This is a genomic window from Serratia sp. 4542 (assembly GCF_016805595.1).
GTDB classification, from domain to species: domain Bacteria; phylum Pseudomonadota; class Gammaproteobacteria; order Enterobacterales; family Enterobacteriaceae; genus Serratia; species Serratia nevei.
In genome coordinates, this window is record NZ_RXKV01000011.1 from 36,104 (window position 1) to 51,508 (window position 15,405).

14 protein-coding genes are annotated in these 15,405 nt (G+C 63.1%); 9 read left to right on the forward strand and 5 right to left on the reverse strand.

Annotation, left to right across the window (positions count from 1 at the left end):
• Positions 1-66 precede the first annotated feature (66 nt).
• Positions 67-825, reverse strand: coding sequence for a sulfate transporter CysZ (gene cysZ / locus EKL15_RS17325; protein ID WP_049198406.1), 759 nt, complete (start codon positions 823-825; stop codon positions 67-69).
• Positions 826-1,046: 221 nt separating this feature from the next.
• Between cysZ and zipA the strand changes: the two genes are divergently transcribed.
• The 3 genes from zipA to EKL15_RS17340 all read left to right on the forward strand — a co-directional run bounded on the left by zipA (position 1,047) and on the right by EKL15_RS17340 (position 4,382).
• Positions 1,047-2,066 carry a cell division protein ZipA gene (gene zipA / locus EKL15_RS17330; RefSeq protein ID WP_203090101.1) on the forward strand — a complete coding sequence of 340 codons (1,020 nt, stop codon included), beginning with the start codon at positions 1,047-1,049 and terminating at the stop codon, positions 2,064-2,066.
• A 79-nt stretch (positions 2,067-2,145) separates the two neighbouring features.
• Entirely contained in the window at positions 2,146-4,167 is a 2,022-nt protein-coding gene (gene ligA, locus EKL15_RS17335) for an NAD-dependent DNA ligase LigA (RefSeq protein ID WP_169318658.1), read from the forward strand.
• Positions 4,167-4,382 (forward strand): DUF3820 family protein, encoded by a 216-nt coding sequence (locus EKL15_RS17340; protein WP_004936441.1) that lies wholly within the window; start codon positions 4,167-4,169, stop codon positions 4,380-4,382. The genes ligA and EKL15_RS17340 overlap by 1 nt, the downstream gene beginning before the upstream one ends.
• A 26-nt stretch (positions 4,383-4,408) precedes the next feature.
• On the opposite strand, the gene EKL15_RS17345 is transcribed toward EKL15_RS17340, so the two are convergent.
• Positions 4,409-5,407 (reverse strand): bile acid:sodium symporter family protein, encoded by a 999-nt coding sequence (locus tag EKL15_RS17345; RefSeq protein ID WP_147840453.1) that lies wholly within the window; start codon positions 5,405-5,407, stop codon positions 4,409-4,411.
• Between the two features lie 96 nt (positions 5,408-5,503).
• Here EKL15_RS17345 and EKL15_RS17350 point away from each other — a divergent pair, with 96 nt between their 5' ends.
• Positions 5,504-6,424, forward strand: a complete 921-nt coding sequence (locus tag EKL15_RS17350) for a LysR family transcriptional regulator (RefSeq protein ID WP_086580266.1) — start codon at positions 5,504-5,506, stop codon at positions 6,422-6,424.
• A gap of 1 nt (position 6,425) precedes the next feature.
• Here EKL15_RS17350 and EKL15_RS17355 read toward each other — a convergent pair whose 3' ends face one another.
• Entirely contained in the window at positions 6,426-6,893 is a 468-nt protein-coding gene (locus tag EKL15_RS17355) for a FlxA-like family protein (RefSeq protein ID WP_203090104.1), read from the reverse strand.
• A gap of 52 nt (positions 6,894-6,945) precedes the next feature.
• On the reverse strand, positions 6,946-7,494 hold the full coding sequence (locus EKL15_RS17360; protein ID WP_060419854.1) for a nucleotidyltransferase family protein: 549 nt from the start codon (positions 7,492-7,494) through the stop codon (positions 6,946-6,948).
• 159 nt (positions 7,495-7,653) lie between these two features.
• Between EKL15_RS17360 and EKL15_RS17365 the strand changes: the two genes are divergently transcribed.
• Positions 7,654-9,039, forward strand: coding sequence for an ethanolamine ammonia-lyase subunit EutB (locus EKL15_RS17365; RefSeq protein ID WP_203090107.1), 1,386 nt, complete (start codon positions 7,654-7,656; stop codon positions 9,037-9,039).
• Complete coding sequence (eutC, locus tag EKL15_RS17370) at positions 9,036-9,827, forward strand: ethanolamine ammonia-lyase subunit EutC (protein WP_070915231.1); 792 nt, start codon at positions 9,036-9,038, stop codon at positions 9,825-9,827. Before EKL15_RS17365 ends, eutC begins: the two co-directional genes overlap by 4 nt.
• On the opposite strand, the gene EKL15_RS17375 is transcribed toward eutC, so the two are convergent.
• A complete protein-coding gene (locus EKL15_RS17375) occupies positions 9,806-10,708 on the reverse strand; it encodes a LysR family transcriptional regulator (RefSeq protein WP_060439281.1) in 903 nt (300 codons plus the stop codon). The two genes, eutC and EKL15_RS17375, sit on opposite strands and share 22 nt — an antisense overlap.
• Before the next feature lie 451 nt (positions 10,709-11,159).
• Between EKL15_RS17375 and budA the strand changes: the two genes are divergently transcribed.
• The 3 genes from budA (at position 11,160) to EKL15_RS17390 (ending at position 15,387) form a co-directional block, all read left to right on the forward strand.
• Complete coding sequence (budA, locus tag EKL15_RS17380; protein WP_033643951.1) at positions 11,160-11,939, forward strand: acetolactate decarboxylase; 780 nt, start codon at positions 11,160-11,162, stop codon at positions 11,937-11,939.
• 32 nt (positions 11,940-11,971) lie between these two features.
• Positions 11,972-13,657, forward strand: a complete 1,686-nt coding sequence (gene alsS, locus EKL15_RS17385; RefSeq protein WP_033635442.1) for an acetolactate synthase AlsS — start codon at positions 11,972-11,974, stop codon at positions 13,655-13,657.
• 143 nt (positions 13,658-13,800) lie between these two features.
• Positions 13,801-15,387 carry an ABC transporter substrate-binding protein gene (locus EKL15_RS17390; protein WP_203090110.1) on the forward strand — a complete coding sequence of 529 codons (1,587 nt, stop codon included), beginning with the start codon at positions 13,801-13,803 and terminating at the stop codon, positions 15,385-15,387.
• The last annotated feature ends 18 nt before the right edge of the window (positions 15,388-15,405 follow it).

The window sequence follows — 15,405 nt, forward strand, 5'->3', positions numbered from 1 at the left end:
ATGATAAGGGCGCGAAATGCGCGCCCTGTCGAAAATTCCCGCGCTAACGGCGGTAAAAAGCGGCGGTTATCGGACGAATTGCGAGCGGTAGCGATCGACCCACATCGCGGTGGCGCCGCAGACGGCGACCGGCAGGATCACCAGGTTGAGGATCGGGATCATGGTGAACAGGCTGACCAGCGCGCCGAACTGCAGGTTGTCGGTTTTGTGCTGGCGTAAGGCGCGGCGCATGTCGGCAAAGCTCACCTTGTGGTTGTCAAACGGATAGTCGCAATACTGGATCGCCAGCATCCAGGCGCTGAACAGGAACCATAGCACCGGCGCCACCGTCTGGCCGATGCCGGGCACGAAGTACAACGCCAGCAGCAGCAGCGCGCGCGGCAGGTAATACATCAGCTTGCGCCATTCGCGCGCCATGATGCGTGGCAGATCTTTGGCGATGCCGAGCAGGCCGGTGTCCGGCAGCGGTTTGCCGGTCAGGCTGCCTTCGAGCTGCTCGGCCAGCAGGCCGCAGAACGGCGCCGCAATCAGATTGGTGATGGTGCTGAACAGATAGCTGAACACCAGCAGCACCGAAATGACCGCCAGCGGCCACAGCAGGTAGCTCAACCATTGCAGCCAGTCGGGAACGTGGCTCATCATCGCCGGGATCCAGTCGCCGAGCCGGCTGAACAGCCACCAGAAAGCGGAGCCCATCAGCAGCACGTTGACCAGCAACGGCAGGACCACATAGCGTTTAATCCCCGGGCGCGAAATCAGGCGCCAGCCTTCGGCGAAATAGTGAATGCCGCTGGTTGAGCGGGCAGGGGGCTGCGTATAGGACATATCTTAAGTTATCTCGTTGTCTGAACAGGCATCATTATCATATAGGGATGATTTTCCACTGGCTAGGGTAGGGTTGGCTGAAAAACCAGCAGAAAAAGGCAGTATAATCATCTTTATTGGCATAAAGTTCAGCACGGACTTGCACTTGTGTGCGCGGGCAAATAGAGTTAAAGAGTGAATGTTTGCCGCGGTGGCAATGTATTGGAACAACAGAGATAGCAATGATGCAGGATTTGCGTCTGATATTAATCGTTGTTGGCGCGATCGCCATAATAGCGCTGTTATTGCACGGTCTGTGGACCAGTCGCAAAGAACGGTCAGCGCTCTTCCGCGATCGCCCAGCCAAACGTTCCCAAAAGGAACGTGAACAAACTCCGATCGACGATCTCGAAGAAGGCGTCGGTGAAGTGCGCGTACGCGCCGCTCACCCGCAAGACGAGCCGTCATTTGGCCATTTCGATGCCGCACGCGAAGAACCCGTGGCCGCGCCGAAGCCCGCTCCGGCGGCTGCGCCCCGCGCCGTTCAGCCGGCTGCCCATCAGACGCCGCCTCCGCTGTCTCAGCGGCCGGAGTATGATGACATCCTGCTGAACAACTACGCGCCGGACGAAGAACAGGCCGAGCCGCAGCAACCGCAACCGGCCGCGCGCCGTGAGCCGCGCGTCGACGATCTGCCGCATGAACATGAGGCGCCGCAGGGGGCGGAACCGGCATTCCACGCCGAGCCGGCCCCTGTGCAGCAGGCGCCGGAAGTGAAGCCGGCGCAGGAGCCTGCGCCACAGCCACAACAGCCGGCGGCTGCGCCCATTCAGGCCAAGCTGAAAGAGACCGTGCTGGTGCTGCACGTCGCGGCCCATCAGGGCGGCGTAATCGGCGGCGAAGTGCTGCTGCAGAGCGTGTTGCAGGCGGGCTTCCAGTTTGGCGAGATGGGCATCTTCCACCGCCATATCAGCCCGGCCGGCAGCGGCCCGGTGCTGTTCAGCCTGGCGAACATGGTCAAGCCGGGGTCGTTCGATCCTGACATGATGTCCGACTTTTCCACACCGGGTGTGTCGATGTTCATGATGGTGCCGTCTTACGGCGACGCCAATCAGAACTTCAAGCTGATGCTGCAGTCGGCACAGCGCATCGCCGACGACGTGGGCGGCGTGGTGCTGGACGACGAGCGCCGCATGATGACGCCGCAGAAGCTGGAAACCTACAAAGCGCGTATCCGTGAAGTGTTGGAAAACAACGCCTGACCGGGTTGCCGCGCGCACTGAACATCCGTAACAACAAAGCCCCCGCTAGCCGGGGGTTTTTTATCTTTGATGGTGAGCCATGGAATCGATAATCCAACAAATCAATCAACTACGAGCCACACTGCGCCATCATGAATACCAGTATCATGTGCTGGATGCGCCGGAAGTGCCGGATGCGGAATATGACCGCCTGATGCGCGAACTGCGCGAACTGGAGAGCGAGCATCCTGAGTTGGTCACCGCCGATTCACCGACCCAGCGCGTGGGCGCCGCGCCGCTGGCGGCGTTCGACCAGGTGCGTCACGAAGTGCCGATGCTGTCGCTGGACAACGTGTTCGACGAAGAAAGCTTCCTGGCGTTTTACAAGCGCGTGCAGGATAGGCTCAAAAGCAGCGATCCGCTGACCTTCTGCTGCGAGCTGAAGCTGGACGGCCTGGCGGTCAGCCTGCTGTACGAAGACGGTGAGCTGGTGCGCGCGGCGACGCGCGGCGACGGCACCACCGGCGAGAACATCACCACTAACGTTCGCACCATCCGCGCCATCCCGCTGCGCCTGACCGGCGACAACATTCCGCGCCGGCTGGAAGTGCGCGGCGAAGTGTTCATGCCGCAGGCCGGTTTTGAACAGATGAACGAAGAAGCCCGCCGCAAAGACGGCAAGGTGTTCGCCAACCCGCGCAACGCCGCCGCCGGTTCGCTGCGCCAGCTCGATCCGCGCATTACCGCCAAACGCCCGCTGACCTTCTTCTGCTACGGCGTCGGCCTGCTGGAAGGCGGCGAGCTGCCGCGCAGCCATTTTGAGCGCCTGATGCAGTTCAAGGCCTGGGGTCTGCCGGTCAGCGATCGCGCCCAACGCCGCACCGGCAGCGAGGAAGTGCTGGCGTTTTATCGCCAGGTCGAGCAGGACCGCGCGCAGCTCGGTTTCGACATCGACGGCGTGGTGATCAAGATTGACGATATCGATCTGCAGGAAACGCTGGGCTTTGTGGCGCGTGCGCCGCGCTGGGCGACGGCGTTCAAATTCCCGGCGCAGGAGCAGATCACCGTGGTGCGCGAAGTGGAGTTTCAGGTTGGCCGCACCGGCGCGATTACGCCGGTGGCGCGCCTTGAGCCGGTGCTGGTGGCCGGGGTGACCGTCAGCAACGCCACCTTGCACAACGCCGATGAAATTGAGCGTCTGGGGCTGCGCATCGGCGATACGGTGATCGTGCGCCGTGCCGGCGACGTCATCCCGCAGGTGGTGGGGGTGCTGGAAGACCGTCGGCCACAGGATGCGCGCGAAGTGGTGTTCCCGCTGCACTGCCCGGTGTGCGGCTCCGACGTTGAGCGCGTGGAAGGCGAGGCGGTAGCGCGCTGCACCGGCGGTCTTATCTGCGGCGCGCAGCGCAAAGAGGCGTTGAAGCACTTCGTTTCCCGCCGCGCGCTGGACGTTGAAGGCATGGGCGACAAGATCATCGAGCAGCTGGTGGACAAAGAGTACGTGAAGAACCCGGCCGATCTGTTCCGTCTGTCCGCCGGCATTCTGACCGGCCTGGATCGCATGGGGCCGAAATCGGCGCAGAACCTGGTCAATGCGCTGGAGAAATCCAAACAGACCACCTTCGCTCGCTTCCTGTATGCGCTGGGCATTCGCGAGGTCGGCGAGGCGACCGCCGCCAACCTGGCGGCGCATTTCGGATCGCTCGAGAAGCTGTTCGCCGCCGATATCGAGGCGCTGAAAGAGGTGCCGGACGTCGGCGAAGTGGTGGCCAAACACACCCGCAATTTCCTCGATGAAGCGCTCAATCAGCAGGTGATCGACGAGCTGGTGGGCGCCGAGATCGGCATCCACTGGCCGGCGCCGGTGGTGGTGGTCGCGGAAGAGATAGACAGCCCGTTCGCCGGCAAAACCGTGGTACTGACCGGCTCGCTGAGCCAGCTGTCGCGCGACGAGGCCAAAGATCGCCTGACGGCGCTGGGCGCCAAGGTCAGCGGCAGCGTGTCGAAGAAAACCGATTTGGTGATCGCCGGCGAAGCGGCCGGCTCCAAGCTGGCGAAGGCGCAGGAGCTGGGTATCGCCGTGATCGACGAAGCGGAAATGATCCGCCTGCTGGGTGACTGATGGAAAAGGAAAACCTGCTGGAGATCGCCAATACCGTGATGCCGTTCGGCAAGTACCAGGGGCGGGTGCTGATCGACCTGCCCGAAGAGTACCTGCTGTGGTTCGCCCGCAAGGGCGAATTCCCCAAAGGCAAGCTCGGCATGCTGATGGAGATGACGTTGGCGATTAAAATCGAAGGGCTTGACCACCTGGTCAAGCCGCTGAAAAAAAGCTGATCTGACGGGCCTCGGCCCGTCTTTTTTTACCCGCGCGATGCCTGCACGTTGGCGTTGGGCACCGCCTGTTGCGCCCGCTGCTTGCGCTGATACCTTTTCGCCAGCACCGCACAGGTCATCAACTGCACCTGATGGAACACCATCAGCGGCAGCACCATGATCCCCACCGTCGCCGCCGGGAACAGGATATTGGCCATTGGAATGCCGTTCGCCAGGCTTTTCTTCGAACCGCAGAACACGATGGTGATCTCGTCCGCCTTGCTGAACCCGAGCCAGCGCGCCATGTAGGTGTTCACCACCAGCACGATCGCCAGCAGCACGATGCTGCCGCCGACGATAAACGCCAGCGAACCGATCCCCACCTGATGCCAGATGCCGTGCGTGACCGCCTCGCTGAAGGCGGCGTACACCACCAGCAGAATCGAGGTCTGGTCGGTTTTGCCGATCAGCGGGCGATGGCGCTCGATCCAGCCGCCGATCAGCGGCCGCAGCAGGTGGCCGGCGACGAACGGCACCAGCAGCTGCAGCACGATCGAGCCCACCTGCCGCAGGCTGCCGGTATCGCCGTGCACGTTCATCAGCAGGCCGACCAACAGCGGCGATACGAAGATCCCCAGCAGGCTGGAGGCGGAGGCGCTGCACACCGCCGCCGCCACGTTACCGCCCGCCAGCGAGGTGAAGGCGATGGCCGACTGCACGGTGGCGGGCAGGATGCACAGGTAGATGAAACCGGCGTACAGCTCGGGGCTGACGTCGATCGGCGCCCACCAGGCGAACAGCATCCCCAGCGCCGGAAAAATGATGAAGGTGCTGAACATCACCCACAGATGCAGCCGCCAGTTATTGCTGCCGGCCAGGATGGCCTCGCGCGACAGCTTGGCGCCGTGCATGAAGAACAGCAGGGCGATGGCGGCGATGGTCAGGGCGTTGAGCCAGCCGACGAACTCGCCGCGCGCCGGCAGGAAAGAAGCCAGCAGCACGGTGGCGATCAGCGTCAGGGTAAAACGATCGGGTAGGAATCTCATGGCGATGCGCTCGGGTAGAAAATCGATGGGGCTATTCTCCCGCGTGGGTATATAATAATTAAATTGATTTATTTAATTCATCTATGAATAAAACACATGAATTACTCACTCAAACAGCTGCGGGTGTTCGTCGCTGTCGCCCGCCACGGCAGCTTCAGCCGCGCCGGTGAGGCGATCGGCCTGACGCAATCGGCGGTCAGCCACAGCGTGAAAGAGCTGGAGGCGGAGGTCGGCGTGCGCCTGCTGGATCGCACCACGCGTGAAGTGGTGTTGACCGACGCCGGCCTGCGGCTGGCCAACCGGGTCGAACGGCTGCTGGACGAACTGCAGGCCGCGTTGCTGGATGCGCGCAGCTTTGGCGTACAGCGCAGCGGCACGGTGCGGGTGGCGACCAGCCAGACCATTTCCGCCCATCTGATGCCGCAGTGCATCGCCGCCGGCGAGCGCGAATATCCGGAGATACGCATCATGCTGCGCGATCAGGCGCAGCAGCAGGTGCTGCACAGCGTGCGCAATGCCGAGGTGGATTTCGGCATCGTGGTCGATCCGGTGCAGGCGGTGGATTTGGAGTGCGAAGCGGTGCTGCATGAACCGTTCCTGCTGCTGTGCCGCGACGATCACCCGTTTGCTGCGCGTCAAGAGGTGCGTTGGTCGGCGTTAAACGGCTGCCGCCTGGTGTTGCAGGATTACGCGTCGGGCAGCCGGCCGTTGATCGACAGCGCGCTGAGGCAGCAGGGCGTCGAGGCGCAGGTGGTGCAGGAAATCGGTCATCCGGCTACGCTGTTCCCGATGGTGGCGGAAGGGATTGGCATCAGTATCTTCCCGGCGTTGGCGCTGCCGCTGCCGGAAGGGGGGCGGCTCCGGGTACGGCGGCTGGTGCCGGAGATCAATCGCGCGTTGATGCTGGTGCGGCGCAAGAACCGCTCGCTGACGCCAGCGGCGGAGGCCATCTGGCAGGTGGCGCGTCAGCAGGCGGCGCTGCTGCACCAGCGCCGGCAGGAAAACGCCGAATATTGATTCAGATATAGACGTCCACCGCGTTGAGCGGCGTCGGGCGGTTTACGCCGTCGCCGGATTGCGCCGCGGCTTTTTCCATTTGCTCCTGTTGCTGCTTTTCCATTTCTTCTTTCTGGATGCGCGCGATCTCGGCCTGCAACATCTTGATCTGTGCTTCAATCAGCTGCTTTTGCTTCTCGATCTCTTTGGGATCGGCGCTGGAGTCCTTCAGCTCCACCAGCTTTTGCTGCAGAGCCTGAATCTGCCGGTTCAGCGCCTTGATGCGTGCCGAGGCGCGGCTTTCGTTGAGATTTTCCGGTTCGTCATTGCCGCTGGCGCCTTCGCTTTTCTTCGCCTTGCCGCCTTCCGGCTGGTTGTTGACCGGTTTGGCCATCAGCAATTCGCCCTGATGGCCCGGCGCGCTGAAGACGTGGCTGACGCCGGGAATGGTATTTTTGATCGGTACGATCATGGTGATGGTGGTCGACATGGGTGCTCTCCCTGAGTCTGGCTATCGCTGTTCAGGGTATCGGCAGCGGCGATTAAATCTTTACCTGCCGCAGGTGCGGCCAGCGCTGCAGCCAGCCTTTGTTGAGCACGCGCTGGGCATAGGCCGCGCGATCGCCGTTTTTCACGTTGAAGGTGATGGTGTCGTCGAACAGCGCCGTGAGCCCGAAGGGGGCCACCAGCGTGATGCTGTCGTCGGCGTTCAGGCGCGCGCCGATCGCCGTTTCCACTTCGGTCCAAAAGCTGATGGCCTCTTCGCTGTCGCGGTAAGGCGCCCGCCCGCCGCGCAGGTGCATGCGCGCCTGATTCTTGACCGACCAAGGCCGCGGCAGCCATTGGTGCAGGCGCGTCTCCAGCATGCGATCGCGCTCGGCGTCCGCACGCTCCGCATCGAAGTGGATCACGTCGATATCGTTGAGCGGCGTGGCGTCCAGGTAGCCGTGGCGCCGATCCCACACCAGATTGCGTACGAAGCCGGCGCCCAGGCACCAGTCATTCAGGCCGAGCCGGCGCGCGGTGCGCAGGGCGGCCATGCGAGCGTCATCTTGTTGCAGCCAGTCGATAATTTGCCGTTGCGGATCCATCACCCCTCCTTTTTTCGCGGCTACTGTAACCCGAAGCGGCGGCGGGTGAAATGGGGGAAAGCGCGACGGCGGCGATCGCGTGCAAAATAATTTTCTTTTCCCACTGACTACACTTGGTGCAGGGCTGTTATCTCGTCACTCGGGGCAAGGGAGGGGGCTATGTATCAGGCAACGGTGGGCCAACGCGGCTATCGCTTTGGCGATCTGCGTCAGCTGATGGCGAAGGCTTCGCCGGCGCGTTCCGGCGATTATCTGGCGGAGGTGGCGGCGCAAAGCGCCGAAGAGCGTATGGCGGCGCGCATTGCGCTGGCGGACTTGCCGCTCAAGGCGTTCCTGCAGCAGGCGCTGGTGCCGTACGAACAGGACGAGGTGACGCGCCTGATTATCGACGGCCACGATGCCGCCGCCTTTGAGCCCATCTCGCACCTCACGGTCGGTGATTTTCGCGATTGGTTGCTGAGCGAGCAGGCGGACAGCGCCATGCTGGCGCAGGTGGCGGCCGGTATCACGCCGGAGATGGCGGCGGCGGTGAGCAAGCTCATGCGCAATCAGGATCTGATCCTGGTGGCGAAGAAGTGCCGGGTGGTGACGCGCTTTCGCAATACGATCGGCCTGCCGGGCCACCTTAGCGTGCGGCTGCAGCCCAATCACCCGACCGACAGCCTGCAGGGCATCGCCGCCAGCATGCTGGACGGCCTGTTGTACGGCAGCGGCGATGCGGTGGTCGGCATCAATCCGGCCAGCGACAGCCTGCCGCTGCTGGAAAAGCTCAACTACATGCTGGACGACGTGATCCAGCGCTTCGCCATTCCCACCCAATCCTGCGTGCTGACCCACGTGACCAACACGCTGCGGCTGATAGAGCGCGGCGCGCCGGTGGATCTGGTGTTTCAGTCGATCGCCGGTACCGAAGCGGCCAATCGCGGCTTCGGCATCAGTTTGGCGCTGCTGGTGGAAGCGCAGCAGGCGGCGCTGAGCCTCAGGCGCGGCACACTGGGCGACAACGTGATGTATTTCGAAACCGGGCAGGGCAGCTGCCTGTCGGCCAACGCCCATCACGGCGTCGATCAGCAAACTTGCGAGGCGCGCGCCTATGCGGTGGCGCGCCATTTCTCGCCGCTGCTGATCAACACCGTGGTAGGGTTTATCGGCCCCGAATACCTGTATGACGGCAAGCAAATTATCCGCGCCGGGCTGGAGGACCACTTCTGCGGCAAGCTGCTCGGCCTGCCGCTGGGCTGCGACGTCTGCTACACCAACCATGCCGAAGCCGATCAGGACGACATGGACACGCTGCTGACGCTGTTGGCCGCCGCCGGGTTAACGTTCCTGATCGGCGTGCCGGGCGCGGACGACATCATGCTCAACTACCAAAGCACATCGTTCCATGACGCGCTCTATATCCGCGAACTGCTGGGGCTGAAGCACGCGCCGGAGTTCGCCGCCTGGCTGGCGGCGATGAACATTACCGACGAACGCGGACGGCTGCGCGACGCCGCCGCCAATCATCCGCTGTTGCTGGCGCTGCAGGGAGAACGCACATGAGCAAACCGGTTCACGCCAACAGCTGGGACGCGCTGCGCGCCTTTACCGATGCGCGCATCGCGCTGGGGCGCACCGGCGCCAGCCTGCCGACCGATGAGCTGCTGCGCTTCGGGCTGGCCCATGCCCAGGCGCGCGACGCGGTGCATCAACCTTTCGACAGCGAACGGCTGGCGGCGGATCTGCACGATGCCGGTTGGCCCACGCTGGCGGTGCACAGCCAGGCCGCCGATCGCGCCGCCTATCTGCGCCGACCGGATCTGGGGCGGCGGTTGGCGTCGGACAGCCGCAGCCTGTTGCTCGGTTCGCCATCGCGCCGCGTCGATCTGCTGCTGATAGTGGCGGACGGCCTCTCCTCCAAGGCGGTGCACCGCCAGGCGCTGCCGCTGCTGCAGGCGCTGCGGCCCTATCTCGATTCGCTGGGGCTGGCCGTTGCGCCGGTGGTGCTGGCGCATCAGGCGCGGGTGGCGCTGGGGGATGAGATCGGCGAATGCCTGCAGGCCCGGGCGGTGGCGGTTCTGATCGGCGAACGGCCGGGGCTGTCGTCGCCGGACAGCCTGGGCGTCTATTTGACCTGGGGGCCGAACGCGCGCAGAACGGACGCCGAGCGCAACTGTATCTCCAATGTGCGGCCCGAGGGGTTGGATTATCCGCAGGCGGCGTTCCGCCTGGCCTGGCTGCTGGAGCAGGCGTTCCTGCGGCGGCTGAGCGGCATCGAGCTGAAGGACGAGAGCGACAACCCGGCTTTGCACGGCCGGGTGACGCCGCTTTACCCCCAGCTGGGCGGTTGACCGATGGTTTGCTGCAGCAGGGCGGTGAAGGCCGCCAGCCGGGCGGACACCTTCGCCATCGGGCGCAGCAGATAGATGCCTTGCTGCTCATGGCGCGGATCTTCCAGCATTTGCACCAGCTGCCCGTGCTGCACGTCCGGCCCCACCACCCAGTTGGGCAGGAAGGCGATGCCGAGCCCGAGCAGCGCGGCCTGGCGCTGCGCGGTGAAGTCGTCGCAGCGCAGCGCCATGGTGCAGCGGCTCATCAGCGCCGCGTCGAGGATCTGCGCCCAGCAGGCCGGCTGCTGCTTGTGGTAGCGGGCGATCAGCCGATGCTGCGGCAGCGCCTCCAGATCGGCCGGCAGGCCATAGCGGGCGACGTAGGCGGGGCTGGCGCACATCACCCAGCGTTGGGTGGCGATGCGGCTGGCATACAGCGCGCTGTCCTTCTGTTCGCCGATGCGGATGGCGGCGTCGAGCCGTTCCTGCGTCGGATCGGTCAGACGTTCGGTCAGATCGAGGTCGACCGACAGCTGCGGGTAGCGTTCCGCCAGCGTCGGCAGCAGCGGCAGCACATAGGTTTTGCCGAAGGTCGGCAGGCAGCTGATGCGCAGCGTGCCCTGCGGCGTTTCGTTCAGCGCGCTCAGCTCGGCGCGAAGGCCGGTAATGTCCGTCATCAGCGCGGTGGCGCGCGTCAGCAGCAGCTCGCCGGCGTCGGTCAGCAGCAGGCCGCGGGTGGAGCGCACGAACAGCGCGGCGCCGAGCGCGCTTTCCAGGGCATCGATGTGGCGCACCAGCGAGGAGGGCACCATGCCCAGCCGGCGCGCGGCGGCGGAAAAGCTGCCCAGGCGGGCCACGTCGAGAAAAATTGGCAGATGTTCTACATAGCGGGCGTCATTCATTTTTGCATTATATGCAAAAGCGTTTCTTATGAATACCCGCTTCTCTGCCGACGGCGCGGCGGCTACTCTGGCTGCGGGTTGACGACGGGCTTCAAGGCCGTCCCATCCCGGCCGTATAGAGAGAAAACGTATAAACCTCGCGGCGCTTAGCACTAAATAGCAGATGTTTTTCCCAGGCTGCGCGAGCCGCCTGCGGAGTTGATTGTCGCTCCAACACCAGATTAACCGTTCAATTTGATAACCGGTTCAGTCTCAATGATTAGTAAGCCTTTACTTTATCTCATTCTGATCTGATACCTGGTTATCGGCCGGCCAGCCGTGCCGGTTTTTTTGTCGCCTTAGGCTGAATCGTTCCAACTGATGAACGCGCCTTGGGGGACATCTTGGCTTACCGTCGGTGGGCCTTTTGAACGCGCGGAACCGCGATCCCGCGCTGGTGGAGGAGTCAGTCATGAACGAAAAACACGGGTGTTCCTGTGCGCGCCATTTGGCGCAGGGTTTTGCCAGGCAGTCGATCAACGCCGGGGAGGGCGAAATCTATCAAATCTCGCTGATGAGCGCGCTCATCGACGGGGTTTACGAGGGGGAGACCACCATTGCCGAGCTGCTCAAGCACGGCGATTTCGGCCTTGGCACCTTCAATCACCTGGACGGCGAACTGATCGCCTTCGATCAGGAAATACACCAGCTGCGCGCCGACGGCAGCGCCCGGCCGGCCGGCCTGCAACAGAAAACCCCCTTCGCCGTCGTCACCTTTTTCCAGCCCAGCGTCAGCCAGCAATTCGACCGGCCAATCACCAAGGCGCAGCTGCACCAGTGCATCGACGAGCAGGTCGCCTCGCCGAACCTGTTTTGCGCGGTGCGGGTCGACGGCGAGTTCAGCCACGTGGAAACCCGTACCGTGCCGCGCCAGGAGCGGCCCTACCGCCCGATGCTGGAGGCGATAGAAGAGCAGCCGACCTTCTCGTTCCATCAGCGGCGCGGCACGCTGGTCGGCTTCCGTTCGCCGGATTACATGCAGGGCATCGGCGTGGCCGGCTATCACGAACACTTCGTTACCGACGACCGCAGCGGCGGCGGCCACGTGCTGGACTACCAGCTCGATCATGGCCGTCTGCAGTTCGGCGTCATCACGCGTCTCAATCTTCAGTTACCGCATGATGCGGATTTCTTGCGCGCCAACCTCTGCCCAGAGGATTTGGATCGCGCGATTCGTTCCGCCGAGGGCTAACCCCGGCGATCGTTTTCTTAGGAGGTGGAACCATGGCACAGGAAAAAACAGGCAATGACTGGCAATGCGGCGCCGATTTGGTGGTGAAAAACCTGGAAGCGCAGGGCGTCAAACACGTTTTCGGCATTCCGGGCGCCAAGATCGACCGGGTGTTCGACTCGCTGGAGGACGCGCCATCGATTGAAACGGTGGTGGTACGGCATGAGGCCAACGCGGCCTTTATGGCGGCGGCGGTCGGCCGCTTGACCGGTAAGGCCGGGGTGGCGCTGGTCACCTCCGGACCGGGCAGCTCCAACCTGATCACCGGGCTGGCCACCGCCACTTCGGAAGGGGACGCGGTGGTGGCCTTCGGCGGGGCGGTGAAGCGCGCCGACAGCCTGAAGCAGACGCACCAGAGTATGGATACCGTCAGCATGTTCCGGCCGGTGACCAAGTATTGCGCCGAAGTGCATGCCGGTTCGGCGATTTCCGAGGTGATCGCCAACGCCTTTCGCCGCGCCGAATTCGGCCGGCCGGGGGCATCGTTCGTCAGCCTGCCGATGGATATCGTCAATGAACCGGTCAGCGCGCCGGTGCTGGCCGGCTGCCGCTTGCCGCGCATGGGGGCCGCCGCGGCGGATGACATTCAGGCGGCGGTGAAACTGATCCGCCAGGCCAAATGCCCGGTATTGCTGCTCGGCCTGCAGGCCAGCCGGCCGGAGAACAGCGAAGCGGTGCGCCATCTGCTGTATCGCACCCATATGCCGGTGGTCGGCACCTATCAGGCGGCGGGGGTGATCGACGTCAACCACTTCGCCCGTTTCGCCGGCCGCGTCGGCCTGTTCAACAACCAGCCGGCCGATCAGCTGTTGCAGAAGGCCGATCTGGTGGTGAGCGTCGGCTATGATCCGATCGAATACGATCCCTGCATGTGGAACAGCCACGGGCGGCTGAAACTGGTGCACATCGACGTGCTGCCGGCGGATATCGATACCTGCTATCGGCCGGACGTCGAGCTGGTGGGCAACATCAGCGCCACGCTGAACATGATGACCGAAACGTTCACTGAGGCGGTCTGTGTGCCGCCGGAGGTGGAGCTGATCCTCACCGATCTCGGCCGCCAGCGCACTGAACTGGCGGAGCGCGCCGCCCGCCGCGGCGGCATGCCGATCCATCCGCTGCGCATCGTCAAGGAGCTGCAGGACATCGTCAGCGACGATGTAACCCTGTGCGTGGACATGGGCAGTTTCCATATCTGGATCGCCCGCTACCTGTACAGCTTCCGCGCCCGCCAGCTGTTGATCTCCAACGGCCAGCAAACCATGGGGGTGGCGCTGCCGTGGGCCATCGGCGCGGCGCTGGTTCGCCCCGGCGATAAAGTGGTGTCTATCTCCGGCGACGGCGGGTTCATGCAGTCGAGCATGGAGCTGGAGACCGCGGTGCGGCTGAAAAACAACATCGTGCATGTCATCTGGGTCGATAACGCCTACAACATGGTGGAGATGCAGGAAGTGAACAAATACCAGCGCAAATCCGGCGTGGAGTTCGGGCCGATTGATTTCAAGGCCTACGCGGAATCCTGCGGCGCGGTCGGTTTCGCCGTGCAGTCGGTGGACGATCTGCGGCCGATGCTGCGCAAGGCGATGGCGATCCAGGGGCCGGTGGTGGTGGCCATTCCGGTCGACTACGCCGACAACTATAAGCTGATGGCGCAGATGAACTTCAGCCAGATGATTTAATTTCATCATCATCGGGCGGTTTCACCGGGGCAGGCCGCTTGCGCGCCTGCCCGTTTTTATGCGCGGAATTTGTCCTTTACTTCGCTAACTGCATGATTTATTGCTATCCGTTGGGCTGTTTTTTCACCACTGGGGATAGCGCAATGAAAAGAAAAGCAATAACGATCGGGCTGCTGGTGTTGGCGATTGCCGGCGGCGCGCGGGCCAATACGCTGGTCTACTGTTCCGAAGGCTCGCCGGAAGGCTTCAACCCGCAGCTGTTCACCTCCGGCACCACGGTGGACGCCAGTTCGGCGGCGATCTACAACCGGCTGGTGGACTTCAAACCCGGTACCGTCGAGCTGCAACCCAGCCTGGCGGAAAGCTGGGAAGTGAGCGAGGACGGCAAGCGCTATACCTTCCACCTGCGCAAGGGCGTGGCATTCCAGAGCAATAAATATTTCACGCCTACCCGCGATTTCAACGCCGATGACGTCATCTTCTCGTTTATGCGACAAAAGGACGCCAACAACCCGTATCACAAGGTCTCCAACGGCGCCTACACCAACTTCGAGTCGATGGAGTTCGGCACGCTGATCGACCGGATCGTCAAGGTGGACGATCACACCGTGCGCTTTGAGCTCTCCCGCGCCGAGGCGCCGTTCGTCGCCGATCTGGGCATGTACTTCGCCACTATTTTTTCGGCGGAATATGCCGACGCGATGCTGAAGGCCGGTACGCCGCAGCGGGTGGACAACGATCCGATAGGCACCGGGCCGTTCCAGCTGGTGCAGTACCAGAAGGACGCGAAAATCCTGTACAAGGCGTTCGACCGCTACTGGGAAGGCAAACCGAAGATCGATCGGCTGGTGTTTTCGATCACGCCGGATGCGACGGTGCGTTACGCCAAGCTGCAAAAGAACGAGTGCCAGGTGATGCCGTTCCCCAACCCGGCGGATCTGGCGCGCATGCGGCAGGACGGCAACCTTCAGGTGATGGAAAAATCCGGCTTGAATATCGGCTTCCTGGCGTTTAATACCCAGAAAAAACCGTTGGATAACGTCAAGGTACGCCAGGCGTTGGCGCTGGCGGTCAACAAGCCGGCGATCATCGAGGCGGTGTTCCACGGCGCCGGCCAGCCGGCCAAGAACCTGCTGCCGCCGACCCAGTGGGGCAGCAACGCGCAGCTTGAAGACTACCCGTATTCGCCGGAGCGGGCGAAGCAGCTGTTGCAGGAAGCCGGGCTGGGGCAGGGGTTTGACATCGATCTGTGGGCGATGCCGGTGCAGCGGCCCTATAACCCCAACGCCAAGCGCATGGCGGAGATGATCCAGGCCGACTGGGCCAAGATCGGCGTGCGCGCCAAAATCGTCACCTTCGAGTGGGGCGAATATTTGCAGCGGATTAAAAACGGCGAGCACCAGACGGCGCTGATGGGCTGGACCACCGCCAACGGCGATCCGGACAACTTCTTCGGCCCGCTGTTCACCTGCGCTTCGCTCGGCGGCTCCAACTCGGCGAAATGGTGCTACAAACCGTTCGACCAGCTGATCCTGCAGGCGCGCGAGGAGAACGATCACGCCAAGCGGGTGGCGATGTACCAGCAGGCGCAGGTGATGATGCACGATCAGATGCCGGCGCTGATGATCGCGCACTCGACCATCTTCGAACCGGTGCGCAAGGAAGTGAAAGGCTACGAGATAGACCCGTTCGGCAAACACATCTTCAAGCAGGTGTCGCTGGAGAAGTAACGAAAAGGCCGGGGTAAC